The sequence below is a fragment of the Oceanihabitans sediminis genome, assembly GCF_003337215.1.
In the GTDB taxonomy this organism is placed as follows: domain Bacteria; phylum Bacteroidota; class Bacteroidia; order Flavobacteriales; family Flavobacteriaceae; genus Oceanihabitans; species Oceanihabitans sediminis.
Window position 1 is genome coordinate 527,303 of sequence record NZ_QPIG01000002.1, and the last position, 18,289, is coordinate 545,591.

The 18,289-nt window shown below is 33.1% G+C and carries 15 protein-coding genes; 2 read left to right on the top strand and 13 right to left on the bottom strand.

Annotation, left to right across the window (positions count from 1 at the left end):
- Positions 1–114 precede the first annotated feature (114 nt).
- The 10 genes from DU428_RS08145 to DU428_RS08190 form a co-directional block, all read right to left on the bottom strand.
- Positions 115–2,577 carry a T9SS-dependent choice-of-anchor J family protein gene (locus tag DU428_RS08145; RefSeq protein WP_113965927.1) on the bottom strand — a complete coding sequence of 821 codons (2,463 nt, stop codon included), beginning with the start codon at positions 2,575–2,577 and terminating at the stop codon, positions 115–117.
- Positions 2,578–2,745: 168 nt separating this feature from the next.
- Entirely contained in the window at positions 2,746–5,106 is a 2,361-nt protein-coding gene (locus DU428_RS08150) for a T9SS type A sorting domain-containing protein (protein ID WP_114436828.1), read from the bottom strand.
- 177 nt (positions 5,107–5,283) lie between these two features.
- Positions 5,284–6,102, bottom strand: a complete 819-nt coding sequence (locus DU428_RS08155; RefSeq protein WP_113965926.1) for an enoyl-ACP reductase FabI — start codon at positions 6,100–6,102, stop codon at positions 5,284–5,286.
- A 116-nt stretch (positions 6,103–6,218) separates the two neighbouring features.
- Positions 6,219–7,871 carry a DNA repair protein RecN gene (gene recN / locus DU428_RS08160; protein ID WP_113965925.1) on the bottom strand — a complete coding sequence of 551 codons (1,653 nt, stop codon included), beginning with the start codon at positions 7,869–7,871 and terminating at the stop codon, positions 6,219–6,221.
- Between the two features lie 73 nt (positions 7,872–7,944).
- The gene (gene porD / locus DU428_RS08165; protein ID WP_072351589.1) at positions 7,945–8,832 is read right to left on the bottom strand and encodes a type IX secretion system protein PorD; all 888 of its coding nucleotides are present in this window, start codon (positions 8,830–8,832) and stop codon (positions 7,945–7,947) included.
- Positions 8,825–10,036, bottom strand: a complete 1,212-nt coding sequence (gene coaBC, locus DU428_RS08170) for a bifunctional phosphopantothenoylcysteine decarboxylase/phosphopantothenate--cysteine ligase CoaBC (RefSeq protein WP_072351588.1) — start codon at positions 10,034–10,036, stop codon at positions 8,825–8,827. The genes porD and coaBC overlap by 8 nt, the downstream gene beginning before the upstream one ends.
- 11 nt (positions 10,037–10,047) lie before the next feature.
- Positions 10,048–10,374 carry a DNA-directed RNA polymerase subunit omega gene (locus DU428_RS08175; protein WP_072351587.1) on the bottom strand — a complete coding sequence of 109 codons (327 nt, stop codon included), beginning with the start codon at positions 10,372–10,374 and terminating at the stop codon, positions 10,048–10,050.
- Between the two features lie 8 nt (positions 10,375–10,382).
- The gene (locus tag DU428_RS08180; RefSeq protein WP_113965924.1) at positions 10,383–11,195 is read right to left on the bottom strand and encodes an outer membrane protein assembly factor BamD; all 813 of its coding nucleotides are present in this window, start codon (positions 11,193–11,195) and stop codon (positions 10,383–10,385) included.
- Between the two features lie 114 nt (positions 11,196–11,309).
- A complete protein-coding gene (gene dapA, locus DU428_RS08185) occupies positions 11,310–12,191 on the bottom strand; it encodes a 4-hydroxy-tetrahydrodipicolinate synthase (RefSeq protein ID WP_113965923.1) in 882 nt (293 codons plus the stop codon).
- Complete coding sequence (locus DU428_RS08190; RefSeq protein WP_113965922.1) at positions 12,184–12,714, bottom strand: DUF6913 domain-containing protein; 531 nt, start codon at positions 12,712–12,714, stop codon at positions 12,184–12,186. Before DU428_RS08190 ends, dapA begins: the two co-directional genes overlap by 8 nt.
- Positions 12,715–12,851: 137 nt before the next feature.
- Between DU428_RS08190 and DU428_RS08195 the strand changes: the two genes are divergently transcribed.
- Together DU428_RS08195 and DU428_RS08200 are read left to right on the top strand one after the other, a co-directional pair.
- Positions 12,852–13,547, top strand: coding sequence for a 5'-nucleotidase C-terminal domain-containing protein (locus DU428_RS08195; RefSeq protein ID WP_243633467.1), 696 nt, complete (start codon positions 12,852–12,854; stop codon positions 13,545–13,547).
- Positions 13,548–13,553: 6 nt separating this feature from the next.
- A complete protein-coding gene (locus DU428_RS08200; RefSeq protein WP_072351582.1) occupies positions 13,554–14,471 on the top strand; it encodes a bifunctional metallophosphatase/5'-nucleotidase in 918 nt (305 codons plus the stop codon).
- 47 nt (positions 14,472–14,518) lie between these two features.
- Here the strand turns inward: DU428_RS08200 and DU428_RS13485 are convergent, their stop codons facing one another.
- The 3 genes from DU428_RS13485 to prmC all read right to left on the bottom strand — a co-directional run bounded on the left by DU428_RS13485 (position 14,519) and on the right by prmC (position 18,256).
- Positions 14,519–15,181, bottom strand: coding sequence for a hypothetical protein (locus DU428_RS13485; RefSeq protein WP_146778639.1), 663 nt, complete (start codon positions 15,179–15,181; stop codon positions 14,519–14,521).
- A gap of 201 nt (positions 15,182–15,382) precedes the next feature.
- Positions 15,383–17,380 (bottom strand): NAD-dependent DNA ligase LigA, encoded by a 1,998-nt coding sequence (gene ligA, locus DU428_RS08210; protein WP_113965920.1) that lies wholly within the window; start codon positions 17,378–17,380, stop codon positions 15,383–15,385.
- On the bottom strand, positions 17,381–18,256 hold the full coding sequence (gene prmC / locus DU428_RS08215; RefSeq protein ID WP_113965919.1) for a peptide chain release factor N(5)-glutamine methyltransferase: 876 nt from the start codon (positions 18,254–18,256) through the stop codon (positions 17,381–17,383).
- Positions 18,257–18,289: the final 33 nt, after the last annotated feature.

Sequence of the window (18,289 nt, forward strand, 5' to 3'; positions counted from 1 at the left end):
ATATTAACATACGAAAAAATCATTATCGACAAAATACTTATTTTATCGATAAAATGATTTACAAAAAAAGCCACTCTATCGAGTGGCTTTTTAATAATATATAAAGAGCTAAGATTAGTTCTTAATAATTCTAACTGTTTCTGTAGCGTTACCTATAGTAACTTTTACAAAGTAAGCCCCTGTACCTAATGCAGACATATTAACTTCTGTATTAACTGTATTTGGCGCTGTATGTAAAACTTCTTGACCTAACATATTATAAACAGCTACACCATCTATATTTTGTTTAGCATTTAAAGTTAGTGTATTGTTTACAGGGTTTGGATAGTATGATAATCCATTAGAAGCTTCGAAGTCATCAATAGAAGCTGTAGGACACTCTATATTAATAGTATGTGTTCCTGTAGTCGTCCCTGACCCACTCCAATGTGCTATATATACATAATAAGTTTCTCCATCTACAGAATCTGTGATAGTATATGTCTCTTGACCAGATGAACTATCTTTACACCCTACATTAACTAAAGCACCACAAGTTCCACTTGTAATTGCTAGTTCATGATCAAAAGAAGCATCTACTGTTACGATAATATCTCCTCCATAACCAGTAAATGTATACCAAACTCCATTACTTCCCATAGTACAACCACTACCTTCTTGATTCCCTGTAGAACCAGCACTAGTTCCCGAAATAGTTTCTCCACAAGCAATAGGAGTAGCTGTTGCACACGCTATATTACTTGGCGGTGGTGGTGGTGTTCCTACACAAATATCAAAAGTAGTTTGCGCTCCGCTATTACTGCTATATGAATTAACTCTCACAAAATACGTTTCTCCAATCGTTAACCCGTTTGCTGTACTTGAATCAGGATCACTACAATTTATATTTGTTAACGTACCACATGAACCCGACCAAACAGAATGATATAAATCTGAAGGGGAATTTGCTTTATTTAAAATAGAAATAAGATGAGATTCATTTGTTGCTGTAAAAGAAAACCATACATCATCATTTTCTGTACCAAAACAAGTTGATTCATCTTCTCCAGAAGCTGTTGCAGCAGCAATAGTTCCTGATGTTGTTACAGTACAGCTATCATCTCCATTTACTGTCAATTCGATAGCGTTTATACATTCATCATTTGCTGGTGGACAAACAGATTGTGTGATTGCTGAACTAGTTACCGTACAGCTATCATCATCATTATCATCATCAATAGTAATTATAACATCTGTTCCATTTACATAAGGACCAAACTGTAAAGTTCCTGCAGCTGTTAAAGCTTGAGATGGACTCGCTTGATCATCTGAAACTGTTAAGGCTGTAGCACTTCCCATATCTGTAACATTTACATCAATATAGAAGCCTCCACTTACGTCACAATCACTAACAACATTATAAGATGCAGTAACAGGCGAACATGTGTTTTCTGTAATATCTAAGGTGTATGCAGTACTTTGTGGTGAAGGATATGTAGATATTGCAATATAATAAGTTGTTCCTCCAACCAAATCAACATTTGGTAAACTTGGGTTTCCTCCAGATTGAGTATCAGAAGCAACACAAGTAACTAAAGGACACTCTTCAAACACAAACAAGCCTGTCCATGAACCTGTTCCAGATGTTGCTATATTTACAGACATATCTACTGCAGGTGTAAAGCTATAAAAAACATCATCCCCATTCATGTAATTTGAAGAACAAGGTGTGTCTGCTGAACTATAATCATCTCCATAATTCACTGTATTGTCTGTTGTTGTATAAGGAAGTGAACCAACGGTTATTGCATTTTCACAAACTTCACCTGGAAGAGTACATGCAGTATTAAAATCTCCTAATGAGAAGTCACATGCTCCATCAGAATGCTGTACGGTTAATGTTACCGTTTCTCCTATAGTGTATGGCCCTGCTGTTACTGTTCCTGCTACAATTGGGAAAGTATTAGTACCGTCTGAAACAACCGTTCCATCTCCTTCAGTAGAAACCACTAAATCTATAGAAAACTGAGATGCACCACAGTTATCAACTACTGTTGAACTATCAACTACGGTTGGTGTACATGTAGGAGCTGCATCATTTACAAACTCATCTATATGCAAATAAAATCTATCTGTATCAGTAGCTCTAATCGCTATATAAACCTGAGTCCCTACATAAGCAGATAAATTATAAGTAAATTTCTCATAAGTTGAAACATCAACTGTTGCTGTTTCACTACCTAAAAGTTCTGTAAAGTCAGCTGGAGCTGTTCCGGTAGTTGATAATCTTACCTCAAAAGTTTCAGTCCACCCTGAACTTATAGCTGCCCAAAAAGAAATTTGATCTGACACACCGGCAGTTACGTCAAATTGTGGAGTTATTAAATAATCATCATGAGCATTAGAATCCCACTTAATATAGGCATGACCAGCCCCTAGATAATTATTAGTTGTAATATGCTCCCAAGTATCCCCACCATCTACATCTACAATTGTCCATGTAGCAGGAATCTCGGTATCGAAACTCTCTGTAAACTGTGCTTTACTTTGCCAAGAAAAGGCTAGCATCGCAAATAATAAAAAAGTAATTTTTTTCATAATATTTTTTTTTAATTAGTTAATCAATTACTAAAAATATCTATTTTAATTCAATATTAACATACGAAAAAATCATTATCGACAAAATACTTATTTTATCGACAAAATGATTTGCAAAAAAAAGCCACTCTTTCGAGTGGCTTTTTAATAATATATAAAGAGCTAAGATTAGTTCTTAATAATTCTTACTGTTTCTGTAGCGTTACCTATAGTAACTTTTACAAAGTAAGCCCCTGAACGTAATGCAGACATATTAATTTCTGTATTAACTGTATTTGGTGCTGTACGTAATACTTCTTGACCTAACATATTATAAACGGCTACACCATCTATATTTTGTTTAGCATCTAAAGTTAGTGTATTGTTTACAGGGTTTGGATAGTATGATAATCCATTAGAAGCTTCGAAGTCATCAATAGAAGCTGTAGGACACTCTATATTAATAGTATGTGTTCCTGTAGTCGTACTTGATGAACTATAATGAGCTATATATACATAATAAGTTTCTCCATCAACTGAATCTGTAATTGTGTATACCTCTTGCCCCACTGAACCATCTCTACATCCAACATTTACTAATGCACCACAAGTTCCGCTTGTAATTGCTAGTTCATGATCAAAGGATGCATCTACTGTTACAATTATATCTCCTCCATAACCAGTAAATGTATACCAAACTCCATTACTTCCCATTGTACAACCACTACCTTCTTGAGTTCCAGTAGAACCAACACTAGTTCCCGAAATAGTTTCTCCACAAACAATATCTGTAGCTGTTGCACAAGATATATTAGTTGGCGGTGGTGGTGGTGTATTTAAGCAAAAAGCAACACTTCCAAAATCATCATTACCCCAATCATACATTCTTAAATAATATGTTTCTCCAGAAGTTAATCCTGTAAAAGTATTATTTGAAGCTGTAGTACAAGCCACTTCCACTAAAGTCCCACAAGAACCACTATAAAGCTCTACTTGAGTTGTAGAGAAGTCTGAAGAAAATCTTGAATAAATAACACTAGTATCTGTTGTTGGCACAACAAATTCATACCAAAAGTCCCCTCCTGCATATGTTGCCGTTGCACAACTAGCTTGAGCTACTCCAGAGTCGGTTGCCCCAATATTATGACCTGTTACTTCTGCTCCACAAGCCTCTATTCCAACAGTTATAAGCTCTGCATTTGCACAGTCATCGTTTGCTGGAGGCGCTAGTGCAACAAAATTGTATGGGCCAGCCCAAGTACTTAATCCACTTGTATCACAGTTAGATTGGACATATAAGTCATAACTAGCTCCTGCAGTTAAACCTGTAGCAGTATCGGTTGTAACACCGACTCCTGTAGTCCCCATAGACACAGCTGTATCTACAGTAGGATCTTCTCCTGCTAACATTACAGACCAATTATAACCTGCTGTTGCCCCTGATTCCACGTCCCAAGAAACAGTTGCTGAAGTATCTCCCGTAAGCACTGTTGCATTTAAATTTAAAGGTTCCAAACAAGTTGGTGCAGCATTTACAACACTATTAAGCGTAAATGGTGTTGGACTTTCTGCCCAGTCCATTACAACAATATAATATGTTGTTCCTGCTATTAAATCAGGTGTTGTAACTGCAAGATCATCTGTAGAATTACTATTTCTAACAGATACAACACAATTAGGAGAGGAATCTGGACAGTTATCAAATATAAAAACACCATAATAAGGTATTTCTAAATCTGAAACAGAAATATCTAATGTTTCCCCTGTTTCGACAGCAGTATATTCAAACCAATACTCATGGTCGTCAGAAGATCCATGACAAGGATTACTCGCTCCAGAACCATCATCTGCAAAACTTCCTCCTTCAGTAGTATTCCCAGCTTGTGATGTTCCTGGCGTCAATTCTACAGCTAAATCACAAGAGTCTCCTGGTAAAACACATGAAGTATTAAAGCTTCCTAATGTATAATTACAAACAGTGTCAGAATGCTCCACCATAAGCGTAACTTCTGTCCCGATGGTGTATGGTCCAACGGACATTGGTCCTGATACAACAGCATAAGAACCTCCTAATCCATCTGTAATAAATGTACCATCACCAACTGAAGATACTACTATATCTATTGTAAATTGAGATGCTGCACAATCATCTACTACTACAGAACTATCAACAATAGTTTGCGTACATGAAGGACACGAACCTGTTATTGTCCCAGTTGTTATACTTGTTTCAGCTCCAGCACCTACTGCTGTTCCAAAAAAGTCCAATATCCTATAAGATGTTTCAAAGGCATAAGAGCCTCCTCCTAACCATTCCGTAGTTATGTCATCACCATCATTAACAGGAAATAGTAAAGTACCTTGAGCTCCACCATCTAGTGTTACTCCAGATAAAACAACCGTTCCATTTACTAAAACGTTCATGGTGTTGCCATTCCATCCATCTCCGTAGGAGTCATTCATTTCTAATGTATAATTACACTGGGAATTAGCATTAAAGCTAAATGCAAGTGAGATTACACAAAAAAACAATAAAGTAATTTTTTTCATAAGTAAGTTTTTAATTAGTTAGTTAATATCTAAAAATATTGCTTTTAATTTAATTTTAACACATCATAAACAAACATTCGACAAAACAACCATTTTACCGATGAACTGTATTTTAGGGTATAAAAAAAGCGAACCCCAAAAGATTCGCTTTAACACTTTATAAGATTTTAAATAAATCTACTCTAATCCTTTTACAAAAGCTTCCATTACATCGTCGCTAACTCCTGTATTACTAAATCCACCATCATGGAAAAGATTCTGTAAAGTTACCATTCTAGTTAAATCACTAAACATTGCTACGGTATAGTTTGCACAATCTAATGCTGAAGCATTTCCTAATGGAGCCATTTTGTCTGCATAAGCAAGGAATCCATCAAAACCTTTAACACCAGAACCTGCAGTTGTTGGTGTTGGTGACTGTGAAATCGTATTTACTCTAACCGTTTTTTCTTTTCCGAAGAAATACCCAAAACTACGAGCTATACTTTCTAAATAAGCTTTATTGTCTGCCATATCATTATAATCTGGAAAAACACGCTGTGCTGCCATATAGGTTAAAGCAACAATGCTTCCCCATTGGTTCATAGCTTCTTTTTTGTATAGAGTTTGCATCACTTTATGAAAAGACATTGCAGAGATATCTGTACCTTTTTGGGTCCAATCGTAATTTTGACTTGTATAGTGGTTTCCTTTTCTTACGTTAATAGACATCCCTATAGAGTGAAGAACAAAATCTATCTTACCTCCTAAAATCTCCATAGATTTTTCAACAAGGTTTTCTAAGTCTTCTAAAGATGTTGCATCTGCAGGGATTACTTGCGAACCTGTTTTTTCTGCTAAAGCATTAATTTGCCCCATTCTTAAAGCTACTGGCGCATTAGTAAGTACAAACTCACCACCTTCTTCATGAACACGTTCTGCTGTTTTCCATGCAATTGAATTCTCATCTAAAGCTCCAAAGATGATTCCTTTTTTTCCTTTTAATAAATTATACATATTTATTACTTTATTTGGTATGATTATTTTTACAAATTGTAATTCAAAGATAACTAAATTAATATTTAACAGCCATCAAATATCTAGCTTTTAGTTATGCTTATTTTGTTTATTATTTAATTGAGTAATTCTTTTGCATGCGCCAATGCAGAGTTAGTAACCTCTATCCCTCCCAACATTTGCGCTATTTCTACAATACGATCTTCTTGGCTTAACTTTACCAAATTGGTAGTGGTAACCTCATCTATATCTTGTTTATACACTTTATAATGTGTATTCCCTTTTGCTGCTATTTGCGGTAAATGCGTAATGGCAAATACTTGCATAGTCTCACTCATGCCCTGCATGATCCAAGCCATTTTATGAGCAATTTCACCAGAAACACCGGTATCAATCTCATCAAACATAATGGTTGGTAACTGAATGTATTTTGCTAAAATAGATTTTATAGCAAGCATGATTCTAGCCATTTCCCCTCCAGATGCAGCTTTTTTCAATTCATTAAACTGCCCGCCTTTATTTGCTGAAAACAAAAAGGACAATTGATCTTTACCATGATGTAAATATTCTTCTCCTAAGTTAACTTCAATTTTAAATTGGGCATTTGGCATTCCTAAATCCTGTAAAATACTTTCCAATTGCTTGGTTAAACCTGGAATTGTTTTCTTTCGGTTTTCGTGGATTTTTGAAGCTATGCTATCTAGTTTATCGGAAACAGCTTTAATTTCTTTTTGCTTAGAATGAATGGTTTCTTCCATATTTTCTGTAACCGAAACTTTTTCTGTTAAGGCTTCTCTAATTTCAATTAATTCTGAAACATTTTCTGCTACATGTTTCTGCATTAAGTTATGTAGAAGCTGAAGTTTATTATTTACTACCACCAACCTATCTGGATCTGCATCTAATTTTTCTTGAAGCGATTCAATTTCCGCGAAAGCGTCATCTAAATCTATAAGACTGCTATTTACTCTTGTGTATAACTCGTTATAAGTAGTTGAATAATTGGCTAGTTTCTGTAAGTTGTTTTTTAACAAGGTAAGAGTTGTAAGTATTCCGACCTCTTCATCTTGTAATAACTGATGCGACTCGGTTAATCGCTCTTGGATTACTTCAACATTATTTAAAGTTTCAAACTCTTCTTCTAATAATTCTAATTCGCCGTCTATTAAATTAGCTTCGGTAAGCTCTTTTAATAAGAAAGTATTAAAATCTTGTTCTTTTAGTGCTTCGGCTTGAAAAGCAAATAATTCTTTAAGTTCCTTTTGAAGTTTTTTATAGCTTTTTAACTGCGATTGATACATCTCCAAAGAGGTTCCATTTTTAGCTAAGGCATCTATAACCTGAAATTGAAACTCATCATCGACCAATTGCATAGTCTCATGTTGTGAGTGTACATCTATCAAATGTTTTCCCAAAGTTTGTAGTGCACTTAAATTAACCGGAGTATCATTTACAAAGGCTCTTGACTTACCAGAAGGAAGAATTTCTCTTCGTATAATGGTTTGCTTTTCAAAATCTAAATCTTCGGTTTTAAAAAGACTTTCTAACTTATAATTAGATATATCGAAAACCGCTTCGATAATACATTTTTGTTCTTTGTTTTTTAAGCTACTTAAATCTGCTCGTTTTCCTAAAATCAAAGATAAACCACCAAGTAAGATCGACTTACCTGCTCCTGTTTCTCCTGTAATAATGGTAAAACCTTGTTCAAAACGAACCTGAAGTTGGTCTATTAAAGCGTAATTTTTTATAGAAAGTGAGGTTAGCATCCTTAAATTTAAAAGTTAAAAATGAAAATTGAAAGTGTGTTCTACAACATGAAGTATACGAACAAATACTGATTTAATACGTGATATTTCGCCACTTACTAGAATGCATTGGCGCTACTTTATTAAGTACTTCTATTAACTTACTGATATCTACTCTTGGTCCGCCAGTAAATATTTGTTCTATTTCGTCTGCTTTAGCATCAAAAAACACACGAGATAAGTAAGAGTTTGGACGTTGTCTGTGAAGTTTATCCATTTGCATAATAGCTTCTGCAATTTGCCCTTTTGCCTCCTTATCATTACTACTCATAAGGTCTAAACCTTTACGATGGTAATTGTACATAACACTTCTAAAGTCCTTATATGTTTGAGATAAAACATTATCAATTAAAACATATCTACTTTGTAAACCATCTTCAAGTTTCCACCCTTTAAAGTTTTCTTGCTGCGAATAGCTTACAATATTTTGTGCTTGTTTAAAAAAATCATCTCCTCCATTTAACTCAAAAGAATCAGCATCTAATCCTAAAATCATATACACGTGAAAAGCTAATACAGAAACTAAGTTAGATTCAAATTGATTTGGATTATAAACAAGGTTTTCAAACTCTAAATACTTAAACGAAAAGTTTTTATCATTTACATTATAAATAGGTGTTGCATAAGTTGAACCATACACTGGTCTTGCAGATTGCACCTGTATAGAAGCACTAAATGTATCGCTACTTTGCCCTGTAACATTTATTACCATGCTACAATCAATAAGCTCTTGTTGTGAGAACTTTCTCCCAGACCATTCGGTTTGATTTATAAATTCGTTTAACTGCTTTTCAAGAGTTTTAAAAACTTGTAAATTTTCGTTTCCTGTAAGCTGCGCATTAACAACTACATTACAGTTTAATTCTTGCGAATAACCTGCAATAGAAAAACACATAAAAAGTACTAAAAGTATATTACGCATGTATTTGAGTTATAATTTTGTTTAAAATATCTATAGCAACTTCGGCTTTAGATTTTAATTCATATTCTGTAATATTCTCCTCTGCATCAATAAGTGTAACCTTATTTGTTTCGTTTTTGAAACCTGCTCCCTTATCATTTAACGAATTTAAGACAATTAAATTTAAATTCTTTCTTTTTAGTTTTCCTTTAGCGTTTTCTAATTCATTATTAGTTTCTAAAGCAAAGCCAACCAAGAATTGTTTTGTTTTAACTTCACCTAAAGAAGCTAGAATATCTTTTGTTTTTTCTAACTCTAATGTTAACGTTGTATACTTCTTTTTTATTTTTTGTGTTGCAATATTTTTAGGTCTGTAATCTGCTACTGCTGCCGAAAGAATAGCAATATCTACCTCTTTAAAATATCTATGCGCTGCCTCATACATATCCTGAGCACTAGTAACAGGAACAATTTGTATAAAACTATGGGAAGCTTTTTGATTTGTAGGCCCGGTAATTAAAGTAACCTCAGCACCTAAATTAGCCGCTGCTTTAGCTAGCTCAAAGCCCATTTTCCCCGAAGAATGATTCCCTACAAAACGAACAGGATCTATAGCTTCATAAGTTGGGCCTGCAGTAATTAATATTTTTTTATTGCGTAGCGGAAGTTTACTGACAATATCTTTTTCAATAAACGAAACAATATCTTCTGGCTCTGCCATTCTGCCTTCACCTACTAAGCCACTAGCAAGTTCGCCACTAGTTGCTGGAATTATAGTATTTCCGAAGGATTTAAGTTTATCAAAAGAAGCTTTTGTTGAAGGATGTTTGTACATATCTAAATCCATTGCTGGAGCGAAATATACAGGGCATTTAGCAGAAAGGTAGGTTGCTAAAAGCAAGTTGTCACAAACGCCATTTGCCATTTTAGACATGGTATTTGCTGTTGCTGGAGCGATTACAAAATAATCGGCCCAAAGACCAAGGTCTACGTGGTTATTCCAAATCGCATTGTCATCTTCTTCATTTGTAAAAGAAGAATGCACTGGATTTTTAGAAAGTGTAGATAAGGTTAAGGGGGTTATAAAATCTTTAGAAGCTGGAGTCATAACGACTTTAACGTTTGCTCCAGCTTTTATAAATAACCTCACTAATGATGCTGTCTTATAAGCAGCAATACCAGCACTTATGCCTAGAAGTATATTTTTGCTACCTAGTACAGACATCTTATTGCTTTTTACTGATTGTCTTCTTCTGTGTTTCTATGGTAAATTTTACCATCTAACCATTCTTTTACCGCTAAAGCGTGTGGCTTTGGTAATCTTTCGTAGAATTTAGAAACTTCAATTTGCTCTTTGTTTTCAAAGATTTCCTCTAAACTATCGTTATAAGTAGCAAACTCTTCTAATTTCTCGATTAATTCTTTTTTGATTTCAGAATTAATTTGCTCTGCTCTTTTAGATATAATTGAAATAGACTCATAGATGTTACCGGTAGCTTCATCTAATGCATTTCTATTATAAGTAACTGTAGTTGTTGGAGCATCAATTTTCTTTAAATCCATAGTATATATTAACTTTTAGTACTGTATTTTTTTAATTCTTCTTCTATATTTTCTAGCATATCTTTCGTGTCATCAAGATGTTCTGAATTTGCATATCTATTTACAAAAGAATGGTAGTAAACTTTAGCTTTTTCTAATCTTTCCTGTTTCTTTCTCTCTACACTATTCATAGCTAGTTTATATGCAGCGTCTAATCTATAAAACAATGCTGTTTCACGTAAAGTAGATCCAGGAAATTCAATGATAAAGTTATCAAATGATTTTATTGCTGCATTATAATCTCTAGTATATTCTACTGTTTTATAATATTGATAAGCAATATCAAATGCTTTTTTCTCTAATTTACCATCTAATTCTCTTACTAGTTCATTCGCTTCTTCTATATATTCAGAGTCTGGGTAAGAGTTAATAAATAACTGAAATTTTGTAATGGCATCTTTAGTTGGGTGCTGTTCTTTTCCGTACTCTGGAGAAAGCATATAACTACTTTTTGCTGATAAAAATTCTGCTTCTTCACGTTTCTCACTGTTAGGATAAGAAGATGCAAAACGATCGTATTGATATCCTGCTGTATAATAATCCTTCATATTGTAAAAGGAATTAGCATACAAAAACATTAGCTTTTCTGCTTGTGGCTTACCGCGGTAACTAGGAACTATTTGTGCAAATAATCTGTTTGCTTTACCAAATTTCCCATTGTTATATAACTCTTCGCCAATAGAAAATTTAGCAGCCAAATCTTCGCCATTTAAGGCCTTTTGATATTCGCTACAAGAACTTAAAATTGAGCCAATTAATAATATGTATATATATTTCTTCATAATTTTTAAACAGAATGCAAAATTAGTCTTTTAATATGGATTTTAAAAATATTTTATTAAGCTAATATATAGGTTGAAATCTAAGCATTTAAGGCTTTGTGCTAAATTTAACTTTTATTTAAACTCTTTTAATGCTTGGGTGATTTTTTGTTTTAATTCAGCAGTAGCTTCAACAAGCGGAAGCCTTACCGTTGCATCACATATATTTAAAGACTCAAAAACAGCTTTTATTCCTGAAGGATTATTTTCTGAAAAGATTAAGCCAGTAATTTCCATTAATTTATAATGCAAAAAATATGCATCTTTTACATTTCCTTCTAAGCCTAATTTTATCATTTTAGCAAACTCCTTTGGAAGTGCCTGACCAATTACAGATATCACTCCTGCTCCACCAGCTAAAACAACACTTAAAGCAAGGTCGTCATCTCCTGAAATCACTAAAAAGTTTTTTGGTTTATCTTTTAGTAACTGCAAGTATTGATGCATATCGCCCGCAGCCTCTTTTACTGCAATAATATTTTCAAAATCATTTGCTAAGCTTATTATTGTTTCTGGCAACATGTTTTTAGAAGTTCTCCCTGGTACATTATATAAAATTACAGGAACCGGACTAGCCTCTGCAACTGTTTTAAAATGTTGATAAAGTCCTTCTTGTGTTGGTTTACTGTAATACGGAGAAACAGATAAAATAGCATCTATACCTGTGAAATCTGTGTTTTTAATTTCTTCTACAACAGATAAAGTATTATTACCTCCTATTCCTAAAACCAATGGTAATCTTCCTTGATTAGTATTAGAAATCGTTTTAATTATTTCCTTTTTTTCTTCAGCAGTTATGGTTACACTTTCACCGGTAGTTCCACTTATTACTAGGTAATCTGTCCCGTTTTTAATATTATTTTCAACAATATTAGCCAGAGATTTATGGTCTACACTTAAGTCTTTATTAAAAGGGGTTACTAGTGCAACACCAGTTCCTACAAACTTTTTATTCATTATTAATTTTATTAAATATGTTAAGGTATTTTATTGTTTCCGATTGAAACAATTCAACATCCTTTAATTCGGTTTTTATAATTAAGTCGTTTATTCTATTATCCGACTGTAAAATTCCAATTTTACATTTTGCTTGTGATGCTGCTGTTATATACTTCAACTCCAATATATCTTCTTGATAAAAACTTATTAAAGCATCAAAAGGTTGGTTTATAAATGCTTGAAGTTCTTCATTCTTTACCTTTCCTTTCCATCCAAAATCTTTAGCGCTGAAAAAAGCTTCAGCAACAGCATTCTTTTTGTTTTTATTATTAGATGTAAACGAAATAATCTTCAAATTATTTGGCTTAACATGTAAAGCTTCCGCTAGTTTTTCAAAAGCCTTAAAATCATTCATTTCATCTATATGAAGCACAACACCTAGACTTTTAATTTTATCATCATTCAACAAAACCTGCCTAGCATGTAACATAGCCTCCAAGCTTTTTTTAGTAGAATTTTGTTTGAATCCTTTTAAAATCATTTATATTTATGCTTTATTACAAAGGTAACAAAAGTAGTTAGTTTTGTTTATTAAACCATACACCAATGCACATGAATTACAAACATCTTATTGTATTTCTTTTTACAATTCTCCTTTTTAATTGTAAAGAAGAAAAAATGAACCTTGTAAGAATCGAGGGAAAAAAAATAAACATTAACGACAGTATAGAACTTAATCAAGAAATTGATGATTTTGTAAAACCTTATAGAGAACATGTAAACAAGGATTTAGACAGTGTCATTTCTTACGCCGTAGACACCTATTCAAAATCGGATGGAGATTTTAACACAGCTATAGGTAACTTATTTGCAGACGCGGTTTTAGAACAATCTAATATCATCTTCAATAAGCGAACTGGTGAAAATTTAGATATGACTTTATTAAACCACGGTGGAATAAGATCGATTATATCTAAAGGGAATATCACTACAAGAACTGCTTTTGAAATTATGCCTTTTGAAAATAGCTTAGTAGCCGTAGCAATGAAAGGACAAACGATTCAAGATAGCCTAGTTCGTTATTTAAGTAGAGCAAAACGCGCACACCCAATCGCAGGTTTAAAAATAAAATTAGACAAAGATTTTAAAGCTATTGAAGCTACCATAAACAATAAACCTATTGATCCTAATAAAACATACTATGTAGTTACTAATGATTATTTATATCATGGTGGAGACGGAATGTCTTTCTTTCAAACAAATGATAGTTTGTATGATTTAAACTACAAAGTTAGAAATGCTCTTTTAGATCACTTTAAAAAAGTAGACACTATTAACCCTGTTAGAGACGACAGATTTATTAAATTAAATTAAAAACTTATGAAACGTAGAGAATTTTTACAACAATCAACCGCTGCTACAGCATTAGTTACTCTTGGCGGATTAAGTTTACCATCTTTTACAACAGGAAGCAGAGAAACTAAAATAACCATTTTACATACCAACGACGTACATAGTCATATTGATGCATTTGGTCCAAACGATGGAAGAAATCCAAATCAAGGTGGAGTTGCTAGGAGAGCTACATTAATACAGAATATTAGAAACGAAAACCCGAATACACTCTTACTAGACGCTGGAGATATTTTTCAAGGAACCCCATATTTTAACTACTATGGTGGCGAACTGGAATTTAAACTAATGAGTAAACTTAAGTATGATGCCGCAACGGTTGGAAACCACGATTTTGATAATGGTATAGATGGTTTACTAGCGCAGCTACCACATGCTAAATTCGATTTTCTTTCTGCTAATTACGATTTTTCAAATACCGTTTTAGACACTTTTGTAAAACCATATAAAGTATTTAAAAAAGACGGAATTAAAATTGGAGTTTTCGGCTTAGGAATTAAGCTAGACGGTTTAGTGGATAAGAAAATGTATAAGGAAACTAAATATCTGGATCCTGTTGAAATTGCTACAGATATGAGTAGAATACTAAAAGACGAAGAAAAATGCGATTTAGTGATTTGCTTATCGCATCTTGGTTACCATTACAGAAATGCTCCAAACAAAATAAGCGATTTAAATTTAGCAAAAGCAACTAAAAATATCGATTTAATTATAGGAGGACACACACACACATTCTTGCCAAAGCCTACAGTTGCTCAAAACATGGAAGGCAAAAATGTACTTGTAAATCAAGTTGGATGTTTCGGTATTAACTTAGGAAAAATAGATTTCTACTTTGATTCTGACAAGAACAAATCTGCAAAAGGAACATCTATTATAGTTTAAAAAACTTAGCTAAAAAGAAGTCATAAAGATCAAAAAGGAAGTCTTACTTATGAGGTAAAAAGACTTCCTTTTTTATTTGCTCTTAAGCTAGTTTTAAAACGTGTTTGAATAAAAAGTAAGGAAAAGGAAATCACATTTAAAGCTATCGCTAAATATTTTAATGTATCTAATTCTAGAACAAAATAGTATCCTATTAGCAGTATTTCAGAAAAGATGATCCCTATACAACCTAGAAATAAGAACAATGATTTACGGTTAGACTTTTCCAGAAACAGTAAAAAGGAAAATGATAAAAGCAACAATAAAACGAAGTTATAAGCATATTCCATAGTTTTTACCCAAACAACATAATCTGTTGCATACATAAACTCTTCTATTAGTCCGTACAAAACTATAAACAGATATGCATCCAATATAAACAAAACAATTATTTGCAGTAAAAAATTCTTATAAAGTCTTTTAAAATCTATCGCCCTAATAATAATGGCCAATAAAAACACATTTGAGAGCAAGTATAAGGAGTTACAAACAAAATATAAGGTTGTTGAATCATTATTTGTATCCGACAAGTGTAGAATATCTGCTACAGAGTAACTGACTAAAAACAGAACAAAGAGTAAAGATTTGTTTTTGGAAACTAATAAATATATGATAGTTATAAGAGGTACAAAAAGCAGTTCAACCCTTGGCAGAACTGATAATTCAATCATTTCTAAAAGAGTTAGAGTATTAAGCGCAGAACTTAAAAAGCTAGCTAGCATATAGTTATTAAATCACTTTTAATAGATTAATAGCGTTCAAATATAACAAAAAAAAATGCAATTAATCTATTTAATCGTACACTTTACCGATGCAACACTAACTTCGTCGGTAAAAAACACTCTTTATCCTATAAAAAAGTAAGATATAAACTACAGCCCTAGCATAAGTAAAAACTCTTGTTCCGTTATAATAGCAACACCTAATTTATCTGCTTTATCTTTTTTACTTGGCCCCATTTTATCACCTGCAACTACATAACTTGTTTTAGAAGAAATAGAAGATGAAACCTTACCTCCATTATCTTCGATAAGTTTTTTAAGTTCATTTCTAGAGATCGTTTCAAAAACACCAGAAACAACAAAAGTTTGTCCTTCTAATTTATTTGTTTGATTCGCTAGTTTTTCTGCAGAAACTTCTAACTGCACTCCACTATTTCGAAGCTTATTTATAATATCTCTGTTTTCTTCTGAAGCAAAAAATGCCACAACACTTTCTGCTATCTTCACTCCTATTTCATCTACTGTTACTAATTCTTCTAACGAAGCATTAGCGATGGCTTCAATACTTTTATAATGTTTAGCTAATTTTTTAGCTACCGTTTCTCCAACAAAACGAATTCCTAAAGCAAAAAGAACTCTCTCAAACGGGATTTCTTTTGAAGCTTCAATACCATTAATCAAGTTTTCTGCACTTTTTTCAGCCATTCGCTCTAAAGGCATCACTTGCTCTTTAGTTAATGTGTATAAATCGGAATAATTTAAAATAAGTCCTTCGTTTACTAAAAGTGCAACCGTTTCCCCTCCTAATCCTTCAATATCCATTGCTTTTCTCGAAATATAATGCTGAATTCTTCCAACAATCTGCGGATTACAACCATTATAATTCGGACAAAAGTGCTTTGCTTCCCCTTCCAACCTTTCTAATGGCGTATTACACTCTGGGCAGTTCGTGATATATTCCGTAGGTTTTGAGTTTTCAGGACGCTTACTAAAATCTACTGCAATTATCTTTGGAATAATCTCTCCTCCTTTTTCGACAAAAACCGTATCATTTACTCGAATATCTAATTTTTCAATCTGATCGCTATTATGAAGTGAAGCTCGTTTTACAGTGGTTCCTGCCAATTCCACTGGCTCTAAATTAGCTACAGGAGTTATAGCTCCCGTTCTTCCAACTTGATATGAAATACTATTTAATAATGTAGAAACTTGTACTGCTTTAAATTTATAAGCCATTGCCCAACGTGGCGCCTTAGCTGTATAACCTAATTCTTCTTGTTGTTGCAGATCATTTACCTTAACTACAACCCCATCTGTTTCGTATGGTAAATTATGACGCTCCTTATCCCAATAATTTACAAACTGCAAAACTTCGTTTATAGAATTTACAAGCTTTGCGGTTTCAGGAACCTTAAATCCCATTTGTCTAGCTCTTTCTAAACTTTCCATTTGGGTTGCTATCCCTAAATTATTTCCGGTAATATTGTACAATAAACACTCTAAAGGTCGCTTTGCAACCTCTGCACTATCTTGAAGTTTTAAACTTCCTGAAGCTGTATTTCTTGTGTTTCTATATGGCTCCTCTCCCATCTCAATACGCTCCTCATTCATTTTATTAAAACCTTCAAAAGGCAAAACAATTTCTCCTCTTATATCAAACTTAGCCGGATAATCTCCTTTTAACTGCAAAGGAACAGTCTTGATTGTCTTGATATTTGCTGTAACCTCATCTCCTTGCACACCATCACCACGAGTTACTGCTCGTAACAGATTACCGTTTTCATAGGTTAGACTAATAGATGCTCCGTCATATTTTAACTCACAGACATATTGGATATCGCCATCAACCATTTTTTTGATTCTAGCCTCCCAATCTAGCAGATCTTCTAAGGAATAGGAATTATCTAAAGAATACATTCTATGATCATGAACCACCGTATTAAAGTTTTTGGTAACCTCTCCTCCAACTCGATGCGTTGGTGAATTAGCATCATAAAACTCAGGATGTTTTTCCTCTAAAGCTTGAAGCTCTTTTAGTTTTATATCAAAATCATAATCACTAATAGTAGGATTATCTAAAACGTAATAATTATAATTATGCTCACGAAGCTCATTTCGTAAGTTTTCTATGTATTCCTTCGTATTCATTTATTTCTTAATTCCTTTTAACATTCTATCTTTTCTAAAAAAGTCTTGTTTCAGCTCTATATTTCTGAAATTATTTTCCTCTAATAAAGCAATCATTTCTTTCCCAAGATACTCGTTTATTTCAAAATATAATTCGCCACTAGACTGCAACTTTCTATCTGCAAATTTGCTAATTGCCTTATAAAATAACAACGGATTCTCATCTCCTACAAACAAAGCTAAATGTGGTTCGTTATTTAACACATTTGGCTTCATTTGCTGCTTTTCTAGTTCTCGCACATACGGCGGATTTGAAACTATTATATCAAATTCTAACGCTGAAAATTTTACATCCCAGGATTCTTTATCTAAAATATCTGTTTCTATAAAAGCGACTTCTACATTGTTTAAAGCTGCGTTTTCTTTTGCTTTTTCTATCGCTTCCGCAGAAACATCTACAGCATAAACCTTTGCGTTTGGTAAGTTTTTAGCTAATGTAATTGCTATACAACCTGTTCCCGTACCTATATCAAGTATAGAAAAAGACCTATCCTTTTCAATTTTTTCTTTCGTATTTTCAATGATAAGATTTACCAACTCTTCTGTCTCTGGACGTGGTATTAAAGTATTTTCATTTACTTTAAATGGAAGTCCGTAAAACTCTGTTTCACCAATAATATACTGTATAGGCTCTTGGTCTTTTAATCTTGTTAGAGCTTTAAGAATAGTATCTACTTCCGACTTTGTAATTGATTTTTCGGGATCTAATGCCAATTTAAGTCTATTGAAATCGAATAGTTCTTCAATTAGTAAATAGAAAAAACTCCGCACTTCATCTTTTCCATAAATAGCATCTAACTCCTTATGAAACCTTTCTTTTATTTCTTTTAACTTCATTAAATATAGTATTTCACAAAGGTTTTATGATTA

What these genes read in the sequence shown, in the direction of transcription:
- DU428_RS08150 (WP_114436828.1), bottom strand. Translation starts at nt 5,106, where the DNA reads ATGAAAAAAATTACTTTATTGTTTTTTTGTGTAATCTCACTTGCATTT.
- coaBC (WP_072351588.1), bottom strand. Translation starts at nt 10,036, where the DNA reads ATGTCTGTACTAGGTAGCAAAAATATACTTCTAGGCATAAGTGCTGGT.
- prmC (WP_113965919.1), bottom strand. Translation starts at nt 18,256, where the DNA reads ATGAAGTTAAAAGAAATAAAAGAAAGGTTTCATAAGGAGTTAGATGCT.
- porD (WP_072351589.1), bottom strand. Translation starts at nt 8,832, where the DNA reads ATGCGTAATATACTTTTAGTACTTTTTATGTGTTTTTCTATTGCAGGT.
- DU428_RS08190 (WP_113965922.1), bottom strand. Translation starts at nt 12,714, where the DNA reads ATGATTTTAAAAGGATTCAAACAAAATTCTACTAAAAAAAGCTTGGAG.
- DU428_RS08175 (WP_072351587.1), bottom strand. Translation starts at nt 10,374, where the DNA reads ATGGATTTAAAGAAAATTGATGCTCCAACAACTACAGTTACTTATAAT.
- DU428_RS08145 (WP_113965927.1), bottom strand. Translation starts at nt 2,577, where the DNA reads ATGAAAAAAATTACTTTTTTATTATTTGCGATGCTAGCCTTTTCTTGG.
- ligA (WP_113965920.1), bottom strand. Translation starts at nt 17,380, where the DNA reads ATGAATACGAAGGAATACATAGAAAACTTACGAAATGAGCTTCGTGAG.
- DU428_RS08180 (WP_113965924.1), bottom strand. Translation starts at nt 11,195, where the DNA reads ATGAAGAAATATATATACATATTATTAATTGGCTCAATTTTAAGTTCT.
- DU428_RS08195 (WP_243633467.1), top strand. Translation starts at nt 12,852, where the DNA reads ATGAACCTTGTAAGAATCGAGGGAAAAAAAATAAACATTAACGACAGT.
- recN (WP_113965925.1), bottom strand. Translation starts at nt 7,871, where the DNA reads ATGCTAACCTCACTTTCTATAAAAAATTACGCTTTAATAGACCAACTT.
- DU428_RS08200 (WP_072351582.1), top strand. Translation starts at nt 13,554, where the DNA reads ATGAAACGTAGAGAATTTTTACAACAATCAACCGCTGCTACAGCATTA.
- DU428_RS13485 (WP_146778639.1), bottom strand. Translation starts at nt 15,181, where the DNA reads ATGATTGAATTATCAGTTCTGCCAAGGGTTGAACTGCTTTTTGTACCT.
- DU428_RS08155 (WP_113965926.1), bottom strand. Translation starts at nt 6,102, where the DNA reads ATGTATAATTTATTAAAAGGAAAAAAAGGAATCATCTTTGGAGCTTTA.
- dapA (WP_113965923.1), bottom strand. Translation starts at nt 12,191, where the DNA reads ATGAATAAAAAGTTTGTAGGAACTGGTGTTGCACTAGTAACCCCTTTT.